Source organism: Tenacibaculum sp. Mcav3-52, from assembly GCF_022347665.1.
Lineage (GTDB): Bacteria > Bacteroidota > Bacteroidia > Flavobacteriales > Flavobacteriaceae > Polaribacter > Polaribacter mesophilus.
The window spans coordinates 1-24,814 of the sequence record NZ_JAKRGE010000007.1; the positions used below are offsets into that span (position 1 = coordinate 1).

The window sequence follows — 24,814 nt, forward strand, 5'->3', positions numbered from 1 at the left end:
CCTCTCTTTAAAAGGAGATACCGGAGCTGCGGGAACGAATGGAGTAGACGGGAAATCTGCGTATCAAGTTTGGTTAGATGCTGGAAACAGTGGTACCGAAGCCGACTTTATCACTTCATTAAAAGGAAACACTGGAGCTGCGGGAACGAATGGAGTAGACGGAAAATCTGCGTATCAAGTTTGGTTGGATGCTGGAAACAGTGGAACTGAAACCGACTTTATCCTCTCTTTAAAAGGAGACACTGGAGCTGCGGGAACGAATGGAACCAATGGGGCAGACGGAAAATCAGCCTATCAAGTTTGGTTGGATGCTGGAAACAGCGGAACTGAAGCCGACTTTATCCTCTCTTTAAAAGGAGATACCGGAGCTGCGGGACAGGATACTACTTTATCAGGGGTGGGAAACCCTAATGGAACAGTTACAGGTGTTGCTGGTCAAGTTTATACGGATACAGCTTCAGGAATATTATATAAAACTAGTGATGGAATAACATGGAGTGTTGTAAATTCAGACACGCAAGATTTAAGTTTAAGTGGGAATACCATTAGTTTAGTAAACGGAGGAACTGTAGATATAGGAGCTTCTTCTTTAGCAGGAAATGTAGCAGGAAATAATACTTTAGCAACAACAAATCAAACAAATATCGCAAACATTAATTCTTACTTAGCAAGATTAAATAGTATAAGAGTTGTTAAGAACCCTACCAGCACCACAACTATTACTAATTCAGATGGTACAGTAATTATTGAACAAACAGGATTACTAAATCTCGGGTTAGGTGAAGATATAACAATACCAACTCCCAATAGTAGTAACCTAGGAAATAAATTGGTGATTGTAAACAGAGCAGGTAATGGCTTATTAATAGGACTTTCAGTAGCTTTAAATTTAAATATAATAGGAGGTGGCTCTATAAAAGGGTCTGGATTAAGTTCATTAGGTATATCCTTGTTAGGAATTAACTCTTCTATAACAATACAATGTGGTTTTGATGGAACCAATTACTATTGGTATAAAATTGATAGTACTTCTTTATAATAAGTTGATAATTATGAAAGAAAAAATAATATCATCAATAATTATGTGCTTTGTTATGGCTGTTAAAGCTCAAGTAACAAGTATTGGATCTCTTTATGTTTCTGAAAATACATTGGTAAGTATTCATGAAGATGTACTTATAAATGATTATGGAGCAATTACAAATGATGGTGATTTGTACTTGTTTAAAAACTTTACAAATAATGGAAAGTTTAAGTTTTCTAATAACAAAATAACTGGGTTTACAAGTTTTGTCGGTAATGATAATCAAACTATTTCAGGTAAGGGAACTTCTAGTTTTATGTTTGTAGAATTCAATAATGAATTAGAGGGATTAGTTTTTAATTTAGGTAAAGAAATAGAAATAGTAGGAACTACATTTTTTGAAAACGGTATTTTGAAAGTTGAAGAAAATGGGATAGTTACTTATTTAAATGGAGCAACGAACATGGGGATAAGTAATAAAAGCTATGTGAATAATAAAGCACAAAAAATAGGAAACGAAAGTTTTACTTTTCCTGTAGGAGACTATAAGTCAAAAACTTTTATACCAAGAACGGTAACTATTTCTGCTCCTTCAGATCCAACTACAAAATTTTATGTCTGTTTTAATTGGGAAAAGGCAAACATTAATTTCGATAAAAAAGAAGAAGATATTGGTTTAATAGATATGAATGAGTTCTGGGAAGTTCAAAATAAATCAAACAACGAGTTGGTAGCATTAACTCTAACATGGAGTGATGTGACCACGCCAGAAGATATTTACTCAGACCCAAGTAAAATAATAATAGTACGGTGGAATGGAGAAGAGTGGATAAAGGAAAGAGAAGGTATTAGTATAGATGTTTCTAGTAAAAGTATAACTGCTAAAGTTTCTGGTTATGGTGTTTTTACATTAGCATGTGAAAAGAAAAGAGGAACTATTGACCCTGTTATAGACTTTTCTGTTTCAAATTCTTTCTCTCCAGATGGTGATGGAGTTAATGATGAATTTGTAATCCCCGATTTAGCAGAGAAATACCCTAAATTTAAGATGAAAATATACAATAGGTATGGAAATGTAGTATATAATTATAGCAATAATAATGAGTTGAATCCAGTTTGGTGGAATGGAAAGTCACAAGGTAAATTAACATTAACTGGAGATACAGAAGTCATGCCAGCTGCAACTTATTGGTATGTAATAGATTTTAATGACGGAAAAACAAAGCCTTACCAAGGTTGGCTGTATTTAAATAAGTAGCTATATGAAAAAGAAAGCATATGTAATACTACTCATTTTATTAATAAACATAAGTAGTAAAGGTTTAGCTCAGCAAGATCCTCAATACACTCAATATATTTATAATATGGCAGTTATTAATCCTGCCTATGCAGGCAGTAAAGAAGGAATAAGTTTAGGGCTATTGGCACGGTCACAATGGATAGGTGTTAGTGGAGCTCCAAAGACATTTAGTGGATTTGTACATAGTTCTGTAAGTAGAAAAGTAGGGTTGGGGTTATCTTTACTTCATGATAAAATAGGTCCCGTAAGTGAAACACATGCTTATGCCGATTTTTCTTTTACTATAAACACATCAGAAAAAGCCAAGTTAGCTTTTGGGTTAAAAGGAGGAGCAACTTTTCAACAAATAGGACTGTTAACGTTAAATCAAGTAGAATCTAATGACCCTAAGTTTAATCAGAACAGTAATAAAACACATCCAAATTTTGGAGTGGGAGCGTTTTATTACCAAGAAAAATTTTATGTAGGAATTTCTATACCTAATTTACTAGAAACATTGCATTTTGAAAGGTCTAATGGAAAAATAACCAAAGCATCCGAAAAGATGCACAGTTTTTTAACAGCAGGGTATGTGGTGGATTTAAAGAATAACTTTCAGTTAAAACCATCAACATTAGTTAAGTACGCAGATTCGACACCTTTGTCATTGGACTTATCATTAAATCTATTGTGGAATAATAAAGTGGAATTTGGAGTATCTCATAGGTTAGATGATTCATGGAGTGGAATAGTTAATTTTAAAATAAAGAAAAATCTACAAATAGGTTATGCGTATGATCATACTATATCTAACTTAGGAGAATTTAGTTCAGGGTCGCACGAGTTTTTACTATTATTCGATTTTAAATTAAGAGAAGATACTTATAAAAAACCAAGATTTTTTTAAATTTAAGAAGACTTTTTATCTAAAGCTTAATTTTAGAAAGCTATAAAAACTGTTCAAAAACAGTTTTTATAGCTTTTAGTTTTAAGCCCATAAACCACAGCACTCATCATTAATAGGCATCAGACAAGTAGTAGCTTCTTTAGGGGCGGGAATGCATAAATCTTTTACAGGATCATCACCGCCTCCATTGATAAATTGTTGTTCATTTTTGTTTAAGATAGAACCTAAGTTCAAAATGTTTTTAATCATATTTCCAGTTTTTAGAATCTAAAAATAAAAAGTTAATAGAAGGAAACTATGTAAAAAACCATAAAATAAGTAAGGTATTCTCATACTTTATATAATAAAATGAGTTTTTAAATTATTATAAGATTTTTTATTTTAATCACCTTTATTTCAGTGTGTTGTGTTTTTTGTATGGATAGGTAAAAAACACTTGTATCAAAATTATAGTCATTAATACTTTGTATTATTACGCTCATAGTTTTTTTAAATGAAAAAGAGAAATAAGAGTTTAACTTCGTTACCACTAACTAATTAAACTTTTAAATTATGGCAACTACTGCAACACAAAACCCAGTAATTAACCAACAAGGTTCAGCAGCTATAGATTCAGGTCAATTCGCAACTTGGAATACAGCGAATGGTTCACAATCTACTCTTACTATTACAAATTCTAGTAGAGCTAATACACTAACATTTACAATAGCAGGTGCACCTACAGGTGTTACTTGTTATGATAATGGAGCTACGAAACCAGCTAATGGATTATTTAATATTCCGCCAAATTCACCATCTTATAGTGTGGTGTGTAATGGAGATTTTGCAGGTTCGCAAGTAACCGTTTCTAATATTACTAATGCTCAGAATGATGCAACTGCAGAAATTCAGGCACAAACTACACAAGGTTAATAAAAAAAAAAGGATTGTATATAGTATGTACAATCCTTGCTTTTTTTGTATTAGCGAGTAATGCAGCATTTTCTCAAAGTATTACAAAATCCAAACTGGATACAATTGTGCTTTTAAAGAATGAATATGCTGTATTAGATACCAATAACGGGTCTCAATGTATTTGTTATATTAATAATATTAGTAAAGCTCAGCAAGCTACTGTTGTTAACACAGGAGATACTAATAATGTAAAATTTAATGACAGTACCTCGTTTAATGGTATTCATATTTTAAAGATTAGACAGCAGCTTATAGCTGTCGCTGATTTTAAAGGGAGTCAACTGATTGTATCCAATTTATCACCTTACGATGTAATAGTAATTGTATCTATTTTATGTCCTAAGGATGATTAGTTTATAGTGTATCACGATGCTTTTTTAAGGGGTGTTTTCAATTCCTCAGTTTTGATACTCATACTTTATTGCACTACCAAGTTATTTTACACACATATTATTCTAATGCTATGGGTTCAACTCTACAAGATACTGAGGGTACTTTATTTAGTAATGTGGATTCTGGAGATCCGTTATTGTATATTAACGTAACACCAGAACTTAATGAATGGTCTGCTATAGTACTACCAGAAGATTCAACTTATAAAGAATCTACACTTACTTTATCAAAAGCAAAAAATCTTTCTGTTTATTTTCTTTTTGCTGAAAAAGCTCCTGATGATGACGGTATTACTAAATATATAAACGAAGTAAGAACTTATTTACAAAAGTATAGAGAAAACTTTTCAAATAATATTACTACTGCTTGGTTGTTAGATGTAAATTCAAAACCAACTAATGAAAATGTTGTTGCAATTAATTATTATGTAAATTCTCAGAATGTAATTAAGGTTAGCCAAACTTTTAATTACACCATGGGAAATGGTTTTGCAACATTATCGATTAGAAATAATACAGAAGTATCTTTCATTCCAGAAGGTGCAGCTACACAAATAAAATTAAGTTACGATTTAAACAGTCCCAATATATCTTTTAACAGTAAAGAATTTGGAAGTGATACGTTGCTTAATAAAGACATAGCTATAGCATTTACTCAATATAATTGTGGTGCATTTAGTTTTCCACTAGGATTTAATTTAGAAAGTGATTTTAAGGCCTTTTATTCAGAAACTTGTTATTACCATACAGAACCAACAGACAAGAGTATTGAAAAATATAGTTATCCTATTTTTAAACCTCAATCTGATGCAGAGTATGCGATGACTCAAGCGGCTATTGATCCTTTAGATATAGGAAATAAAAAAGGGTTAAATACCTATTTTGCGTTTACAGGAAGCATTTTTAATAGTACTTCAGGAAAATCGACACCTTGCTATTTACCTAGCTTTTTTTCAATAAATACGGGGCACTCTATTACTTTATGGCCAAAAGTCAGTTTAATTGAAAACACGAATCCGTCTAACAATTTAACTCCATTACCTAATAGTTCCTTATTACTTATTTCTCCTAGAGATATTAATGAAACAGAACGGTTTTACTTACAACCTGAAGGTGATTTTTTTCTAGACCCAGAATCAGATCAAGTAGATGAAAATGGACAATTTGACTTTCTACCAGGGTTGTCAGGAACAGAAACGATCTCTTTTACACCTTATTCCATTAAAGATGGAACTCCTGTTGGAGATGTATTACGTTTTAAAAGTAAACAACCAGCTTACGCTCCAAATTTTCCTGCACAAGAACTTTCACTGGTAAACCCAAGAACCAATAGTCCAACTTTAGAAAATAAATATTTAACAGGATGGTGTAATATTATATCTGATGTAGCTGAGAATATACAATATGTTTCTCAGCCTGAAGGCGCTTCTTTATTTGCTAAAGATCATGGAGTAAGCCAAGTTATTACGGGTAAATCTAATTTACTAGGCTTTTATGAACCTAGTGTAGATATGCCTCAACAAAATTTTTATGTTCCTATTGTTCCATACTTGGCAGTAGAAGCAGATTCTCAAAAACCAGGAAACGATAATTTAACTAGTTTTGAATCTGAAGTACTTAGTAAAGAAAGAAAAACACTTATTGCAGCACAATTAACTACGCAAAGAGCATCAAAAAGTGTAAGCAAAAGAAAAAGACTTTTGAGTAACGTAGATGGTAGTTATACAAGTTCTACAACTCCGCAAGGATTAATAGCAAATGTAAATAATAATGGAGCTTGGAGTTTACTCAACTTAGGGCAAAATGATATTCATCAGGGGGCTACACCTGAATATTTGTATCCTGAAAACCAGACACCAACTGACCCAGCCCAGTACCAGATGAGCTTTGTAAATCTATCCACTACATTACAGAGTGCTTTTTTAACCAATCAGCAGTTTTTAGTAGCGACTCAAAACAATCATTTGGGAGCATTATTTTCTAAAAGTGGAGAACAAGGGGGGCAGACTACATCAGAGGCTATATTTAATAACAAAATGTCAATTGAAGATTGGCCGTTTGATATTAATGTAGGAACAACAAATACTTATGCTGATTATAATAATGTAGTTATTTTTAAATTTTGCAAAGGAACTTTATTAGATAGAGTTAAAGATCCAAAAACTTGGACTCAACCCAATACTTTCAATACAGAAGGAGTTGAAGATCCAGCCAATGCTTATCAACAGTTAATAGCTATTTCATCATGGATACAGAGTTATATAGAAGATGCTGAAAAAGCTTATCAATATGGTTTAGAACACCCAGAAAGTAATCAGGCAATTCTGTATGAAAAGTTCCATAATATTATAAACAATAAAGATTGGAACGGAATATTGGTACTCAAAGCCGATATTGATTTACAAGAGTTTCCTCAACAATTAAAAGGATTGATCTCTGGTATTGATTTGACTAGATTTAATGCACATCATTTTGGAATAGAAGTCAATAAAGTAAATGCTGACGGTGAAATTCAAATGCAAAAAAAGAGTTCTCTATTCGGACTCATTAATTATCTAGACACAGCTTATCAGCAACAATTATTACAAGGGTTAAATACTAATAAGCCTGTACCTCCTTTAGCGGGAGCTACTTATGATTTTAAGGTACTTCAATTACAGGTGCTTTTTGAAAATACAGCAATCAAGTTCTTCCAAAGCAAGGTGCAATTAACGATGAACAATTTATTTTCTGATACCGTTATAGGAACGAATAATAAATACGGTTCTAAAACTCTAAATACAGTAGTGCTTGATGGAACTTATCAAGATCATGATGGTACACCAGTGTATGTGTTTGAAAATATGGATGATAACTTATTTTATTTTGATAGCAACCTTCTTAAAAATGTAGAAATTACCAAAATTCAGTTTAATACATTAACAACCGATCCAAAAGCAACTTATATAGAATCTAGTTTTGCTATGTGGGGGTATTTAAACTATGCAGTAATGCAAACAACCATACCTGCAACAAATGAAACTAAAGAAAAAACAATTATCATGGACGCTTTTTCTTTTGGTAATGGTACAGATACAGATATTATAGATGGTTTAAGTTATAGCAACTTATATATTGATATGGCTTTTGATATCAGTACACCAACAGTAGTAGATTACGCTTTTGATGCTTCAAAAATAGTATTTAACTCAGATCTTAGTACGACTAGGCAGCTAAGTTTATACCCTAACTTTGCACTACAAATCAATAACCTTGTTAGTGGAGATAAGGATACCAAACCTTCTAGTTTAGGATATCTTAATTTAAGTTTGCCAGGAATCAATACTACTGGGCTTTCAGAAAATTGGTATGGACTAGAAATGACCTTAAATATGGGAACTCCCGGTGAATTAGCGGCGTCATTAGATTTTAATGCTAGTTTACTGATTGCATGGAGCCCAGGGAATAAAGCGACCGATACTTCCTATAACGCATTTGTAGGAATAAAACTCCCAGGAACCAGCAGTAATGCTAAACTTCTTAGTCTACAAGGAGTTTTAAAATTATCTATTGATACTTTAAAATTAGAATATGTAGAAGCTCAACAATCATATTTAATGACATTGAGTAAAATAGCATTGAAGTTTTTAGGAATTCTCAAACTACCACCAGGAGGAAGTACCAATTTTTTACTTTTTGGTAACCCAAACCCAGGAGCTACTGCCAAAAGTTTAGGATGGTATGCAGCATATAACAAAACAAAACCTTAAGCTATGGCAAGAGTACTCTATTGGAATATACAGCAGTTTGGTATTAATAAAATAAATAACCCAAGTAGAAAAAGGCAACGTGGAAGCTCTTTGTCAGGTCAAGCAGCATCTGTAAATAGAAGACAATATATTATGGATACTATTGTCGCCCATCCTCCAGATATTCTGGTAATAGTAGAGACTTCTACTGGAGGAGGAGCTGAAGGAACTCTTGTGACAGCAGGAGGTAGCCAAGGAGCTTTGGATTTATTAAATAGAATTAGAGCTGCACTTGGGGTAAACTGGATGCTAGTGCCTCCTCTGATTCTTGGTGTAGGAGGTGTTTCAGAAGGAATATCTGTCTACTATAACAGTGCTAATCTTAATTTTAGTGGTCCGTGGGGTTGGCAAGGTGGAGGAAATTCGTCAGATTCTATAGCTAATATTGGAGCGCCAAATCTAGCGACCTACGCAGCTCCTTGGAACAATTGTTTACCTGCAGTAGCTGTTCCTGGAGGTAATATCAATGCAGGAATAAATTCTAATAGGTTAGCAGGGCAATGGCTTTTTACAGATAATGCAATGCCTCCGAATAGATTACAATTTCCTGGAGTTGGAAATCGACCACCATATTTAACAACATTTTGGGAGGCAGCTAATAATAGAACTATAAAATTATTGTCATATCATGCACCTCCTAATAATGTAGCAGCAGCAAATGGTACAAATCAGCTTTCCAACGTAAGAGAAATAACAAATGATCTAAATGCAGACGAAGTAGGAATTATTGTAGGAGATTTTAATGTTAATATTTTCAATGCTTACTTTGAGCCTATAGCCTATAATAACCTCATTAGTTTTTTACCTGCAGGTGCAGGATATACTAGAGCCATAAATCCAACAGCTAATAACGGATGGCCAGATAAAGGGTATGTTTTTACACATATAAAAACTAGTAATAAAGCAAAACCTTGGTTTACGAATGGATATCCTGGATATGAATACGTTGGAAGTAATCCTAATTTTCAAGGCTATGATAGTATTGACAATATTTTAACTCGATATGGAGCTGCAGCAGGGGGACCCGCAGCAAACATAACCATAATTAATAGGGTTACTGGAAGCCCTTATAATAGGGTGATGCCAACTCCTGGAGGAGCTCCTGCAGGTCATTATGTATATGCTACAAATATGAGTCAAATACCAATTGGAGCACCAAATGCTGGATTACCTGTAGCGTTACCTCTTCCTCCTAATGGTCCGGGAGGAAATGGAGGGATAGCACCTGGAACTATTGGAGGCCTTAGCCAGTTTAAAGGATGGTCAAATTATGGTCATATAAGAAGTACCAGCGATCATCTTCCTTTAATTATAGATATATAACAATATATACACCTCGTATTATGAGTCTTTATAATTTAACAACCACTTTTAGAGATCAGGCAGCTGCTAATAATGGAAATATCACTATTAATGCTGCTACTTTTTCTGCTTCTCAATTAACACCTCCAGAAAACTTAGATGAGTTATTGTCTAAAGGATATCAGTTAGCTGAAGGAACTTTTTTATTGATAGATACGTCAGAAACATCTATTCCAGATCCAGCAGGGAATACATTGACCATAAGTAATGCTAAAGCAAACATTTTAAATGTAGAAAAAACTAATACAGATGTTATTTTAAAGGTTGTTGTTGATGAGAAAGGAGAAGCTCAGTTTACTATACAAATCGCATTAAGTGATTGGACTTTTAAGACTAGTTGGGAATATATGACAGGAGGTGTTTTTGATGGGTTACCTTATACTTCACCATCTTTTATGTTTAGTACAGAACAAAAGGATAATTTTAAATGGCAAAATTCAGACATCCCTTTAGTTGAAGGGCAGAATTTCTCTGCTATGATAACTCTTACAGATTGGTTAGCTGATGTTGTTGATTTTTTAACATCATGGTCGGTAAGTACAAAACTTCCTTTAACAGGGATGTTAGATCCATCAAAAGTAGATAATAAGGAGTATTTATATCCAGATATGAATCTTATTGTACCTATAAATGCTACTCCTGTATCTCTTTTGTTTTTAGAAGTAAGTAACCCTGCTGTAGGTTTCAAGATAGAATCTGTAGAGGATGTTTTAGAAGAAGATTCAGAATCAACAACAGAAATAAGTCAAACACCTTCTTTATTTTTTCAATTACAGTTGCATCTTGGGACAGATATTCAAATGGATTTCACTACTTCAGTTGCTCCAAAATCATCAGCTTTTGATATTGCAATATCGTCAGATCCTCAAAAACCACTTACGCCATTAAATATGTTCTCATTAATGGCTGGTAATAATTGGTTTAGTAATATTCCTCCAACATTGCAACAGTATTTAAATAGTATTGCATTCAAAGGGTTTACAACTTCCTTAAACTTTACTAATGGGGTACAAATAAATAGTGTTTCAGCACAAGTGGGGTCAGTTGGTACATGGAACCTCTTTGATAATTTTTCGGTTGAAGAGTTTGATGTAAATTGGTGGATATTAGGACCAGGAACAATCAATGCTCAGAGTATTTTTTTCACATCAAGAGTAAATTTTTTTCCAACCATATTCAAAGGAGGTTTTGATGTAGAAATTACTTCTGATCTTACTTTATCAGCAGCTTTTGATGGAACCGTTTCAATTAATGATTTATTAGCAGCCATAACAGGCGGTTTTATAAAAATACCAGAAAGTTTGGTAAGTGTAGTATTTACAGGGTTTGGTATTGATATGGATATCAATAGTAAATACTATGCATTTTTTGCATCAGGAGATATTGAAATGAACCTTATTACCAATATATCATTAACTGATGCAGCATTACAACTTACCTCTACTTCTCCAGTAACAGGAACAGGTTCAAATGTATATACAGCTGCTATTAGTGGTCTTTTCTCTATAGGAGATTTAAGATTACAATCAGCAGTAAATTATAATTCTTCAACAGAAGATGGAGGGTGGGATTTAAGTATAAACATGCCTGCAGGTGACAAGTTAAACTTAGGACAATTGATGGACGGTTTGTTTAAAAAAGTGGGCTTTGAGTTGCCTACTAGTTTTTTACCAGCAGATTTGTCAATTACTAGTTTTGATTTAACCGCAGATATTCCAAATGGAGCAGAAAAAGGCTCTTATGAAGTTAAAACGAGTGTGGAGTGGAAGTTTACTTTCCCTATTATTAATCAGAAAATTGATATTGCAGCGGCGTTAGCCTTAAAATATGATGAAACCAAAGCAGCAGGAAAGCAATATTCTGGCGGTGTAATGGGAAGTGTTTTACTTGAATACTTTAATGCTGAAGTTAAAATTGGTTATAATTTTGATGGTGATGACCAATTATTAATGATTGAATGGGAAGGATTTATAGCGAAATATAATGTTGCAGGAGAAAGTAGAACGATCATTTTTGAGATTAAAAATTGGAGTGTAGGATCGTTACTTACCTCATTTATGAAAATGCTATTCGATCCTAACTTTGAATTAGATGCTCCTTGGGATATTCTCAATAAAATAAGTTTAGATGGATTTAAGGTTACTTATAATTTAGATACTAAGGAGGTAGTAGTAGATTATAAATTACCAAAAAGTCTTGATTTAATATTCATAACAATCAATGGTATTAAGCTAACAAAAAATGCACAAGGTGTTCAAATAGCATTTGATGGTAGTTCAGTAGTACCAGCTGTTAACGACAGTAATGTCTTTAATAAAGAAAAAGGACAAGATGTAAAAAATATGCCAGAGGTTCCTGGACAAGGAACGCAATATTTTGAGCTACGTTTATTAGCTATGGGGCAACATGTTGAGCTAAATAATGCAGCTCAATACCAATCAATAAAAGAAGTTACAGATGCTATGGAAAAAGCATTTGAAACTCCAGAAAAAGGCAAAGTACCTATTGGTCCTGGTTCAGGAAATTCGTTACTTTCATTTAATGAAAACTCCAATTGGTTAATAGGTACCGATTTTGGAATCCTTAATGTTGGTACCAAAGAAAAACCAGTTTGGACATTAGAAATGCAAGCCGTATTCAATGACCCTAACTTATATGGTTTACGAATTGCCATGGCAGGTGATAAAGCTAAAATTTTTGCAGGCTTAGATTTTGAGATTATGTATAAAAAAATCTCAGATGGAGTAGGAGTATACCAAATAGCACTTACACTACCAGACGCCTTGAGATATTTGCAGTTCGGAGCAGTTAATATTACACTTCCTTCTATTGCATTAGCCATTTATACCAATGGTGATTTTATGGTAGATATAGGATTTCCGTATAAACTTGACTTTTCAAGATCTTTTACCTTACAGGCTATTGTACCACCAGGAATTCCAGCAATGGGATCAGGAGGTTTTTACTTCGGAAAACTGAGCAGTGCTACTACCAAAAAAGTACCACAAACTAATTATGGTAATTTTAATCCAGTAATTGTTTTTGGAATAGGTTTACAGGTAGGTGTTGGTTATAGTATTAATTACGGAGTATTAAAAGCTGGATTTAGCATTACAATTTTTGGTATTTTAGAAGGGGTAATTGCTACATATCATCCATATCAAGGAACTCTTCAAGAGAATAATAAGACAGAAGTCGAAACTTCTTATTACTATTGGTTACAAGGAACTCTTGGGTTAATTGGTAAATTATATGGTTCTTTAGATTTTGGAATTATTTCGGCATCTGTAAATATAACAGTAAAAGTATATGCACAAGCAACTTTAGAAGCTTATAACAAAATGCCTCTGGCTATTGTAGCTTCAGTAGATGTACAAGTTTCAGCAAAAATAAATTTAGGATTATTCTCTATTAAAATTAACTTTAGCTTCAAGGCAGAAATACGAACAGATCTTACCATTGGTACAGATCAAACAAGTATGGCTCCATGGAACAGACAACTTTCAGATTCTGTTGATGACAGAGCTTTGGTATATGCAGCAAAATCAAGCCAATTATCGGAGTTACCGATCAAAGACATGCATTACAGCTCTAAATTAATGGTAAGTACAGAAGAGAAGTCACCTACACTAAATATCTATTTTATTCCACATTTAACTGTTGCTGGATCAGAAAATGGGGATTTAAAGAGTCAAACAGCTCAGTATGTCACTTCACTTTGGATTGATGCTCCTGATGCAGAAAACCCAGATAGTACAGTTACTTCATCGTTTGAATATTTAAGTCAAGACTTTTTTAGATGGTTAATACAAAACTATGCAGATGAAACAGCTACAGAAAGTACGAGAGCTACGGCAGACGAATTAGCAGTTTCTGCGGCCGATTTACAGTTATTACTAGCTCTGTTGTCAAATGAAGATACGCCATTACCAATTCCTACAAATAAACTATTATCATTCCTTGAAGATACATTTGAAGCAGTGAACATTCAAAACGTTACAGAAAGTTCAAAACCTGAAACAGCAGCCGTATTCCCAATGTTTTTCGATTTAGAATTATCTGTTCCAGATGCAGGAGTTGATGTTGATTTTAGCACATATAATATGGCAACAGATGCGTATTTATCTGAAGTTAAAAAGTGGTTTAATGAATTAGCTGTAAAAGTATCTGAAGAAAACACGAACGCAGCCCTGAAAAAAAGCACCTCAGTAGAACATTCTTTATCAACATTTGTATTTGAAGACTACTTTGTACTTATAGGAAAACAACTTATAGGGTACGCAGAAGATGCATTAAAAAATTACACATATCCATTATCTAAAGGTAACAGTCTAAATGCCATGGCAAACTGGGCTAATAGTATAAGCACTTCTGATGGAACAACCAATGCTGTTGAGGTAAGTAACCTTTCTAAGGCCAATCAATCTCATCCTTTACATGGTGGAATTGATATTCAAATTACTGGAGTAATGTACACTATTCTTGATGGTGACAATTTTGTTTCTATCGGAGCTAAATACGCCCTAGAAACAGCATTACTGATTACACAAAATGCAGCTATCCCAGGATTATTACAGGTTCAAGAAATTATGTATGATGCCAAGACTTATACGGTAAAAGCAACTGATACTATTAACGAGGTAGCTACAGGATTGCAAACTACCGTAGCAGATTTAGCGAATGATTCAAGCTTTCAGAAAAATACACTTTTAACTACGGAAGCAAACTTGATTATTGCTGCTGCAAATTATACAGCAAAAAGTGAAGATACCTTTACTAATATAGCTAGTACTATATTTAATAATATTTCAGTTTCAGACTTATTACTACAAAACCAATCTGTTCCAGGACTATTTATATCAGGTAATTCATTTGTTTATGATAATATTACTTATGAAATTGTACCTGGAGATACTTTAACAGGTATAGCAAAAAAACTAAGTACTCCTGATAATACAGTAACAGTAAATAATCTTGCTGATGATGCAGAAGTTCAATCATTGCAAGTACAACCATTAGGGGTATTATTAATTCAACCTTTCGTTCATACAACTGCTACTTTTAGTAATCCAGATGATGCAGAAACCTTAGGTAAAATAGCTCAAAAGTATAACACAACCTCTGAGGTTTTAGGAACAAGTTATCATAACCAACAAATCAATAATTTATTTTATGATTCTGATAATTACAGTACAGCAAACATACCAGAATTAAGATGCTTAGATGTACAAAGTATATTAGATTATTTCAAAGCAAAACAATCATATACACAGTTATCAGGTATGGTGTCGAGATATCAACTTCATGGAATGAGGTTGCCAACTACCTTACCAGGTTTAACACTCAATGCAAACTCTCCATGTACAGGTGATGATTGTGCATTATATAGATTAACAGGACAACAATTTGAAATACCAAGTGACGTTAAAGAAGGGTTTACGATTAATTTAATCAACACTACATTAAATTGGTTGCAATTTAACGGAGAAGTTCCTTCAGGAGATCCTAAAAAAGCGACACTACCAATACAGTTAACCCCAGAAGACATATCACAAATAGCTACTGTGGTTACTTATGCTCAACAAACAGGTATTGAGCCAGATATTTTAAACCTGGCAGCTATGAAGCCTTATAGTTTAATTCCTGTTCAATATACATTTCAAACAGTTACGCAATGGAGTACCTCAGGAGAGGTAAACCTTCCTTATGGTAGTTTAGGAGGACAAACTGAAATATCTCCACTAATTTGGAATTTTCCATCAGGTCTTTTACAACAGATAGCCATACCTAAAAGAGCTGGCTCAGCTATGGATATTCAAATAGGAACGTATAATGCCACAACTGGAGCAATGGATTATAAAAACTCTGAGTATTATGGATGGTCTACACTTTTAGAAATAGACATTAAAAAGCAGGCTGACGATACTGCTCCGGGTACAAGTGCATTTACTTATGAGTTAATAGGAGCGAATGAATCAGGAACACAGGTTTTAGAAAGATTATTAAGAGTTTTAGACCCTAATTCTTCTTCTAATAATCAAGGAGTAATTGAGGATATACAGTGGTTGTATGAAGGAAGTGATGGATTACTTTCTGTTGGAAATCTAAATATGAAAACATTTATAGTTCAATCTAATTTATCAACAGAAACAAATCCAGTACAATTAAAATCATTACAAAAAAGTCTTGAAATAGAAGAAGCTGAAAAGCCTAATGGAGTTTTAAATTCATTATACGATTTTGTAAAACTGTTATGGGAGTGTAGTATTACAAGATCTGGAGGATACTATTTATTATACAACGAAATTGAAGGAAATACTGGTTTCCCTGATACTATTTTTGATAGTTCAGGAAATGGAACAATATCATTATTGGTTACTTATAGCAATTCATATAATAATATTCTTAAAGATTTTATGAACTGTGCTATAACGGGAGACAAAATTGATACATCGTCTTCTATCGTTTATGCAGAATCTAAAGCCCAAAAAGATTTAAGCTATACAACGACTTCAGCAAATGAAACGCTACAAAGCATTTCATATCAATACAATATATTAATTAGCGAGCTCGCTAACCTTAATGAAACAGATGTGAAACTTAATACCTCAGCAAAACCAATTGTATTGGACGGATTGCAATATGAGGTTGGTCTTTCATCAGATACACCGTCTAATAACTTAACAGCCATAGCAGAATATTTTAATGTAAATCCAGATGATGTTAAGAGCCTTAATCCAAGTATTGACAATTGGGATAGTTTACCTGTGTGGCAATTGGTAGAAATACCTACAGTTACTTATAAAATAACAACAGGAGAAGGTACACCAGGTAATACGATGCAGAGCATTGCTAATTATTATTTTATTGATGTTGATACATTATCTTTTATAATTAAAGATGCAGCTGTTTTTAATGTCAATACAACATTTGCTATAGTTGATCAGGTAGTTCATAAAGTATCATCAATACAACAAGGTACAGCAGGTTTTGAGTTAAGTAGAACAAATCCGGGAACTCCTCCAGATAATCCAAGTGATGCTGGATATGCAGAAACCTATTTGAATAACTTATACAATTTATTAAGCTACCAAGTAGTTGCTAACAGATATTTTAACAAAAGTATTGTAGGCTTACCTTCAGGTCCATCGAATGATAAAGATCAAAACGAGGAGAATACTAATTCACTTTGGACTTATAATCAAGTAATTCCTATAGCACAGTATGCGGTTGATAACCCTAATAATTCTTACCCGGTAGGATTCCCTCAAAAAGAAGACAATCCATATAGAGGTATAGGTAACACATTACAAATACATTTTGATTGGGTTGATTATTACGGTAATGAAACGGTAACACCGTTTAGTAATCCAGAGTTGAATACAAAATCACCTCTTAATAATCCACCAGTGCAAGTGGGATACCTTGATGAATTAAAAGGGTTCTCGCAATGGCCAAGTTTGTTTATCACTTATGATGTAACCTTAGAAAATGATACAGACCGAGAATTGTTATTAAATTTCTCTTTTGATGTTACACGATACCTAAATACAGATGGTAAACCTTGCGTATCTGACCCTAATAATCCAGATGCACCAGAGTATCAAAAAAATGCATTACACGATTTAGCTGTATATACCAACATATACTATCAAATTAATCAATTTAATCCTTATGTAGAAGATCAAAATACGGTTACACTTTCATTAAGCACTTCATTGCTACCAGGAATTGAAACTGATGTAGACTTAGCACCAATCAATAATTTTGTAAAAGAAATTTACGCTTATTTATATGCTATTGCTTACTGTCAATCGGTTCCTACAGCTCCAACAATGAGTTCAATAAAACAACCAGTTGCAATAGAAAACTTGGAAACAGCTTCTATTTTTGAGTTAACAGTAGCATTACGTATGGAAAGAGATCTTTCTTTTGTTAACAACGATTTTAAAGATAGTTCATCGGTTACTTCAACCAATACAGTTGTTCAGCCAAATACTTATGTTCCTAATCTTGAACAAGAAAATAGTACAGGTGAGAAAGTTCAAAATCATTCATTAACAAAATTTGCGGTCAATTTTGAAAAAACATTCTATCAAGAAAATGAATACGTACTTAAAATAGCTACAGGTATAGATAAAGAGTTGGTTGGAAGTCAGAAAAATGAAGCTATTTACATTGTAAGAATGGGACTAAAACCAGGCAATGGTATTTATTGGAATGTTGAGCCAGCAGGTTCTTATGAACTTACAAACGATTCAATTTCTAAACTATCAAATCTAGGAGTTCCTAGTTCTGTAGTAGATAAGATTACTCCGTTAGTAGGAACTATATATATGAGTAAAGCTAGTTTTGATGAAGCGTTACAAGGAGTTCTTACCCAAGAAGAGTTTACCACATATAAGATACAGATCTATACTTATAGTTTATTAAATGCATCTTTTTATGCGCCTTTACCAATTTCCACTAGCTTAGTATCTAAAAAGGATGTTCCAATATGTTCTTATGTAACAGGTAAAGGGCTAGATTGTGAAAAAGGTACAGTAAAGAACTTTACGGATGTAGATATGGATATTTGGGGAAAACAATGTTTAGATGCAATTGACCTTTTCTTAAGTTCAGAATATGCAGTGCCAGCATTTTTGGTAGACGAATTAAAATCTGAAGAAGAAAAAGAGTTTTTAAAATCTTTAAATAGTGATGCTACATCTTACCTTGAAGCCATAACCAAAGCTAAATCATTACTGGCAGAAACTATTTCAACTAAGGTAGAGCCAATTCTTACAGCACCAGAAGTAAATGAAACAAGAAAATTAAATGCTCAAGAAAAGTTTAAACAACAACTACTTATTCAGTTAGGAAATACTTATTCTGTTAATGCAGTGGTACAAATGGAAGTTACTGCCGAATCAGGAATAGCAAGAGAAGGTCAAAATCAGATAGCTCCTCGTTTGTACGGTACACCAAGTATTATTAATAATACAGAAGGAGATAGTAAACTGTATTCAATTTCTAATGCCAAAATACAGTTAGATTACGAAGATGGAGAAAAAACATCTGATATATCTTTTATCTTTTCTACTAAAAACACAAAAGAGTTTACGACAGTGCCTCTAGGAATGGATTATCAAATTACTCATGTTGAATTTGATATTACAGATGTGCCAGATGTAAAAGGATATCAAGCATCAAAATGGTTAACATTTATAGTGCCTGTTAATTTAGCTGAAACAGTAGAACCTGATTTTGATAAATCTCCATTACAGCAGTCTTTAGGTACTGTAGATATTCCTATAGTTCTTCGTAATTATCCAAAACCACCAACGTTAACAACTCAAGAAGGTAAAGCAGTGTCAGTAGTAGGTGATACAACGAAAGAAGTTCTAGAGAAAGCTTCAGAATGGAATTTCACGTACACTTATTCTGAAGATCAAGCAGCACAAGACCAAATTTATTCTGATGTTAGGTTTAATACTTTTGATAGTCAGTATAATAACCTACAAGCTAAACGTAGTAGTACACGAAATTTATTCAACGATATGGCTCAAATGGTAAATGTATGGTCATCAGTATTAAATGATATGACTAAATATTTAACCCTAATATCTCCTACATCTGATGAGACTGATCCAAATCTTGACAAAGCATTTTATGCAATGCAAGCTATGGTGCAGTTAACTAATAATTTATCATTAGCTTGGGATGAACATAATAAAAAAGCAATGCTTTATAAAGCTTCTCAAGTGGGGGATACAGAAACTACAAGTGCTTATAATTTTATCATACAACAAAAAGAAGATCCACATTTTACTACTACTTGTGATTGCCAAGGAGGTGAAGAGTGTAAGCGTTTGGTATTAAGTATAGTGCTTCCTCAAGATATGTCTGAAATAGACAAGCAGTTGTTTATGAATGAATTTAAGCTGGCGGAGATTCCTAGTGCTCCATTAATTAACATAAATAATTATACAAGAGTACAAGCAACGGATGAATCTGGAGCACCAATTGAAAATTCGTATTGGTACGTAAAAGACCCTAAAGCCAAGGTAAAGGAGTATTTAGGATATCCTTGTTCTTTTGAAATACCAAATAGAACAGTTGAGGTAAACGGACTAAATGTATTACAGTTCCAAAATACATGGGCAGGAATTGCAGTAATTAGAAATGAAGGATTGGTGGAAGACAACCCTACAAATCCTAAGTTTATTTACAGAACTCCTTTAATTAGATTTTCTAATAAACTAATACCGTTGTTAAGTAATAATACTAAAATTAATATAGCTAAAATCTTAGATGAGAATGGAAGCAGTATGTCTTTGTCAGAACATTTGGCAACATTCTTTAAAACATTCTTTACGTACGATCAATTACATCAACAAACAATTAAGGTAACAAGTTATTGGAATTACTATTTACAAGAAACAGCTAAAAGTGATTTACCACCAGTTCAATTACCAGTGTTATTATACACACCTTTTTCTTTTAAAATTCCAGAAGACTATACAATACCGACTGAGGGATGTTCAGAAGAAATTACTTTTGATACACCTTTTGTATGTCAGTTAGCAAAAGCACTAGAAAAATGGTATGAAGATAAAAAACCAACAACAATAGAAGCCTATTTTTCATTTGACTTGTCAGTATTCTCTGAAGTAACCGAAGCTCAGTTACCACTAATACAATTATCAAATTTAGTACTACCTTACGAGTACATAAAAAACTTATAAGAAAAGTATTTTAAAAAGATGTAGATAAAAGAAAAGCGGACGAAAGTCCGCTTTTAAAATTTAACAAAGCTCTTGTTTGCAATCATAAAAACAAGCACTAAACTCTTCTTTAGTCTGAAAGTTTTGAGATTTACAATAATCAAAGCACACTCTACATGTTGGTAATGCACCACCTAGAACAAGTTTTTGTTCTTTTTTTGTTAATGTCAATCCTAAGGTTGAAATGTGTTGTAACATAATTAGTTGTTTTAAATTTCTTAAAAATAGGATATTAGTACTCTTTAAACTTTTTAAAAACCGTAAAATAAGTAAGGCTTTCCCTTTTTTATATTTATATAAAAAAGGGCTAAAATTTAGTATTAATATAATTTATAATTAGTTAATAAACCTTAGTTATATGGAAGGTTGGAATATTAACATTTAGGTAATCAAAACTTAATTTTGCTATGGTTAATCTGTGTTTTCTCTAAAGTAGTTTTGTCGGTTATAAAAGATGAAATTGTTTGGTATGAGGTTGTTTTTTTTCTTTTTTTTAATTGTTACTACAAGTCTTAGTCAATCGTTAAAATTTAAAACATTAACTACAAAAGATGGACTCTCCAATAACTCAGTAAATGATATTATAAGTGATGTTAAAGGACGACTATGGATTGCCACTTGGGATGGACTTAATCGTTATGATGGTAAAGATTTTAAAGTTTTTAAACATATAAATAACGACTCAACTTCTCTTGCAGGAAATGTAATTTATAGTCTGCAAATAGATGGATTTAAAACAATTTGGTGTTTAACAGATAATAATACCGTAAGTAGATTCGTAAATCAATCAGCCTTCCAAAACTTTTATTTTTCTGAAACGCCTGTAAACCTAAAGCTATCAAAGAAAAATAACCTTGTAGTAGAAACTAAAAGCGGACAATATTTAGAGTTTGATGGAATGAGTTTCCTGAAGGTAAACGAAACACAAGTAAAAACAAACAAACAACTAATTAATGATCAATTATTACTTAACAAGTTTCCTGAAGTAATTATTAATGAATCTTATCAAGACAGAAAAGGAAATATATGGTATGCAACAAGAAAAAGTGGGCTTTATGTAATAAGAAATAATCAGGTAGATATTCACGAAACAAAAATAGAGCACTATACCTACGATTTATATAACCCTTACAGTTTTACAGGAAATGAAATTGAAAAAATTTATGAAGACAGCTTTGGTAACATCTGGTTAGGTCATAAAGATGGAGGATTAAGTATGGCTTACGTTGGGTCTGAACATATAAACACTATTGCTCCCCATCCTGTAGAATATAGGCATTTGCCTAATGAAACTGTAAGAGCTATAACAATGGACAACGATAATAATCTTTGGTTAGGTTATTATACCAAAGGATTATATAACTATAGTAAATCAGACAAATGTTTTATTAAAAAACGATTAGAGAAAGCAAAAGAAAATAAAGATTGGGAAAGAATACGTAGTTTATATACAGCTACAGACGGTTCTATTTGGGTTGGTACTTATGCAGGACTAATTCACATAAATAAAACAAAAGTGTCTTATTACGCAGCAAAAGAGAATCCTTTACTACCAGCAAATAGGATTTATGCAATGACAGAAACTAATGATGGTAGAATTTGGTTTGCTTGTTGGGGAGGAATTGCAGTGTTCAACACAAAAAAAAATAAGTTTGAAAATGTTGAAGGAAGCGAGTTTTTAAAAGCATATCATATTCGAGACGTTTTTGTTAATGGTGAAGAACTGGCTTTAGCAACAGAAAATAATGGAATGATCCTATTTAATAGGAATAATGGAGAAAAACATCACCTTACTACAGAAAATGGTTTAACAGGTAATAGTGCATATAGTATTGATAAAGATGAAGAAACAGGGTTGTATTGGATAGCAACTTTGGGGGGAGTAACAGTTTTTGATCGTAAAAAAGGAGTAGTAAAAACTATTTCAGAGAAAGAAAACTTACCAAGCCATATGGTTTACAGTGTAATTCTTAAAGGAAAACACATATGGGTGAGTACAACTAAAGGTCTTGCTTCAATAAATAGAAAAAACTATAAAGTAAATGTCTTACATCCAGAAGAAGGATGGCAAGCTCCAGAGTTTTCAGAAGGAGCTTATTATAAAGATAACAAGGGGGTGTTGTATTTTGGTGGTATTAATGGAGTTAATTACTTCGCTCCTGAATTAATAGAGTTTAATAAGAATCTCCCTCAATTAGTTGTAGAAATAGATGGGGTAGAAAATAATAATAGTGTAGTAGAAAAAACATTTTCAGAAAATAATATCAGCCTAGGTATAACTCCTGTATCCTACCGAAAAAATCATGAAAATTTAATTTTATATAAGTTGAAAGGCTTTGATAAAGATTGGAGAGTGTATAGAACAACCCCTATTTTATATAAGAAAATACCACCTGGAGAATATGTTTTAGAAGTGAAAAATAGTTTAAGTGCTTCTAAAACAAATATATTTTCTATAAAAATAGTAATAGCCCCACCCTTTTATAAAACCTCTTGGTTTGCATGGAGTTTAGCATCAGGAGGGGTAATTATACTCATTTTAGGTTTAGGGTATAAAGTTCGTAAAGATAAAATTTACCAAGAAAAACTTAAACAAAAAATTAATGAACGAACAGCTATAATTAATAAGCAGAAGAAAGACTTAATAAAAGCTAATGTAAAGCTCGAAGATCAAAACCGAAAAATTATCAAACAAAAAGAAGAAGTACTGGCTTTACATCACAAATTAAAAAACGAAGATTTTGAAATAGATAAATTTAAAACGTTTGTATTGGCAGAGTTTAAAAAGCCATTAATGCAAATGCTACAATATAGTCAGCAAAATAACATTCCAAATGAAATACAAACAAAATTAGTTAGTCAAGCGAAAACCATGATAGATGTATTAACGGAGTGGGATTTTTTAGAACAAGTAAACCGAATAAACACTACAGAAAAATCGGTAATAAAAATCAATACATTCTTACATCATTTAACTCAAAATTTAGAACGAAAATTACTACAATCAGGAATAAATCTTAACTATCAAACCCAAGTAGAAGACAAGTGGATAACTATTGATTTACTTCGTTTTAAACTTTTTTATAAATATATTTTCAATGACTTTATAAAGTATAGTAATCAAGGTAGTAACATACAAATAACCTATATCGAAAAAGAAAACAAACTAATACTAAAAGTAAATTCTGATAGTGGTATTTTAGTTAATAATATAAAAAGTTTACAACGCTATAGTCCTTATTTTAAAGCAGCGAAAGATTTACTATTAGAATTAAATGGAAAGTTGGATATAAATAATTCTGAAGAAGGAATTATTTCAATAAAAGTAGAAGTACCCTTTCACAAAACAACCTCAGAAAAAGCCTCAATGATACAGTGGAATCATATAGGGATGATAAATGAGCTCCCACAAGGCAAGCACAAAGTGTTGGTATTGACTAGTGAAATGAACTATGGGATATTACAATCATTATTGGGAGAAGAAACTTATCATTTAATATTTGAAAACAATGTAGATAAATTATTTTCAGCACTTTCAAGTCTCAATGTAGATACTATAGTTTTTTATGATGTAAAACTTACAAATAAAGTAGTACAGTTCTTAGAAAACCGTAAAGAAAATATAAAACTATCTAACTGTCCTATATTATACCTATCAGAAGAAATTGGATACTTTCAAATGGAAGAAGTTACTAAATTAGGAATAGATGTTACCATTCAGCTTCCAGTAAGTAAAACTTTTTTGCAAGCAAAGCTAACCAACTTACTAAGCAGCAGAAAAAAACTATTTGAAACAGAAAGTCACATCGGTTGGATTGAGAATCATAAAGACGAGCAATTACTATCACCAAACGAAAAACTAGTAAAAAAGGCACTTACTTATATGCATGAATGCTTGCACGATCATACTTTTAATATTGAAAGTCTTCAAGAAAAATTAGAAATATCTAAAGTAAAATGCTACCGTGTTTTTAAAGAAATACTCAAACAATCTCCTTCAGAAGTGCTAATTAGCCTAAGACTTCAAAAAGCACAACACTTATTAGGTAAAAATGTTTTAAACATTTCAGAAATTAGTTTTGAGTGTGGTTTTGCCAATCCAAAATACTTTAGCAGGCAATTTAAAAAGCATTTTAATATGAGTCCTAAAGCTTACAAAGAACAAAAAGTAGTAGTATAAAAGTTAGCTTCAGATTAGGTTAATGTTAGCAGAAGGTTACTGAAACAAAAGTGTAAGAATTAAGGTGTTTTTATGAGGCTTTTTGAAATATAAGTACTCCTTTTTGAAACCATTTGACCCTCTTTAAAAAGCATCTTGAAATAGATTCGTCTCAGAATCAAA

General features: G+C 32.4%; 10 protein-coding genes and 1 pseudogene. 9 read left to right on the plus strand and 2 right to left on the minus strand.

Translation table 11 applies throughout. The features are described 5' to 3' along the window. From MHM83_RS14750 to MHM83_RS14760, 3 genes and pseudogenes are all read left to right on the plus strand, one after another. Window positions 1–1,039, plus strand: a pseudogene (locus MHM83_RS14750) (hypothetical protein); the annotation flags it as partial. Between the two features lie 13 nt (window positions 1,040–1,052). Then, entirely contained in the window at window positions 1,053–2,282 is a 1,230-nt protein-coding gene (locus tag MHM83_RS14755; RefSeq protein WP_239180585.1) for a gliding motility-associated C-terminal domain-containing protein, read from the plus strand. A gap of 4 nt (window positions 2,283–2,286) precedes the next feature. After that, a complete protein-coding gene (locus MHM83_RS14760) occupies window positions 2,287–3,210 on the plus strand; it encodes a PorP/SprF family type IX secretion system membrane protein (protein WP_073184919.1) in 924 nt (307 codons plus the stop codon). A gap of 81 nt (window positions 3,211–3,291) precedes the next feature. On the opposite strand, the gene MHM83_RS14765 is transcribed toward MHM83_RS14760, so the two are convergent. Continuing rightward, the gene (locus MHM83_RS14765) at window positions 3,292–3,459 is read right to left on the minus strand and encodes a hypothetical protein (protein WP_159432127.1); all 168 of its coding nucleotides are present in this window, start codon (window positions 3,457–3,459) and stop codon (window positions 3,292–3,294) included. 303 nt (window positions 3,460–3,762) lie between these two features. Between MHM83_RS14765 and MHM83_RS14770 the strand changes: the two genes are divergently transcribed. The 5 genes from MHM83_RS14770 to MHM83_RS14790 all read left to right on the plus strand — a co-directional run bounded on the left by MHM83_RS14770 (window position 3,763) and on the right by MHM83_RS14790 (window position 20,433). After that, a complete protein-coding gene (locus MHM83_RS14770; RefSeq protein WP_173360739.1) occupies window positions 3,763–4,122 on the plus strand; it encodes a hypothetical protein in 360 nt (119 codons plus the stop codon). 14 nt (window positions 4,123–4,136) lie between these two features. Beyond that, window positions 4,137–4,517 (plus strand): hypothetical protein, encoded by a 381-nt coding sequence (locus tag MHM83_RS14775; protein WP_125064387.1) that lies wholly within the window; start codon window positions 4,137–4,139, stop codon window positions 4,515–4,517. A 110-nt stretch (window positions 4,518–4,627) separates the two neighbouring features. Further along, on the plus strand, window positions 4,628–8,305 hold the full coding sequence (locus MHM83_RS14780) for a hypothetical protein (RefSeq protein ID WP_239180587.1): 3,678 nt from the start codon (window positions 4,628–4,630) through the stop codon (window positions 8,303–8,305). Between the two features lie 3 nt (window positions 8,306–8,308). After that, window positions 8,309–9,667 carry an endonuclease/exonuclease/phosphatase family protein gene (locus MHM83_RS14785; protein WP_159495378.1) on the plus strand — a complete coding sequence of 453 codons (1,359 nt, stop codon included), beginning with the start codon at window positions 8,309–8,311 and terminating at the stop codon, window positions 9,665–9,667. Between the two features lie 20 nt (window positions 9,668–9,687). After that, window positions 9,688–20,433, plus strand: a complete 10,746-nt coding sequence (locus tag MHM83_RS14790) for a LysM peptidoglycan-binding domain-containing protein (protein ID WP_239180589.1) — start codon at window positions 9,688–9,690, stop codon at window positions 20,431–20,433. A 60-nt stretch (window positions 20,434–20,493) separates the two neighbouring features. On the opposite strand, the gene MHM83_RS14795 is transcribed toward MHM83_RS14790, so the two are convergent. Continuing rightward, on the minus strand, window positions 20,494–20,670 hold the full coding sequence (locus tag MHM83_RS14795) for a hypothetical protein (protein WP_159432126.1): 177 nt from the start codon (window positions 20,668–20,670) through the stop codon (window positions 20,494–20,496). A gap of 271 nt (window positions 20,671–20,941) precedes the next feature. Between MHM83_RS14795 and MHM83_RS14800 the strand changes: the two genes are divergently transcribed. Next, window positions 20,942–24,652 (plus strand): two-component regulator propeller domain-containing protein, encoded by a 3,711-nt coding sequence (locus tag MHM83_RS14800; RefSeq protein ID WP_239180591.1) that lies wholly within the window; start codon window positions 20,942–20,944, stop codon window positions 24,650–24,652. Window positions 24,653–24,814 lie beyond the last annotated feature (162 nt).